The organism is Pseudoalteromonas sp. S4741 (genome assembly GCF_005886135.1).
Lineage (GTDB): Bacteria > Pseudomonadota > Gammaproteobacteria > Enterobacterales > Alteromonadaceae > Pseudoalteromonas > Pseudoalteromonas tetraodonis.
Map to the genome: position 1 here is coordinate 1 of NZ_PNCN01000235.1, position 300 is coordinate 300.

Consider the following 300-nt stretch of genomic DNA (forward strand, 5'->3'; position numbering starts at 1 on the left):
GATACTTAATCAGCAGTGACTGGGGGGTGGATAAACGTCTACGTGACTCTGATCAAGCTGTTTATGACCTTGCTGGCTTAGATGATGATGGCCGTTACATCATTAATGCTAGATACAACGGTGCAGATGTTCGTAACTATAGCCAATATCAAACTAGCTCATCAGCTTGGCAAGCTAAAATCGGTGTTAGCTATAAGTTTTAACCTATAACTTGCACTTCAAAAGCTCATAAAATTAAAAAGCCATTACATGCATGTAATGGCTTTTTTTATGGAAAAGATCACTTTTCATCAGTTTGTC

Annotated in this window: 1 protein-coding gene; it reads left to right on the top strand. The window is 38.0% G+C overall.

Features of this window, described 5'->3' with window-relative positions; translation table 11 throughout:
- Positions 1-203, top strand: a 203-nt coding sequence (locus tag CWC30_RS17970; RefSeq protein WP_138627768.1) for a hypothetical protein, incomplete at its 5' end; no start/stop codon positions are given.
- Positions 204-300: the final 97 nt, after the last annotated feature.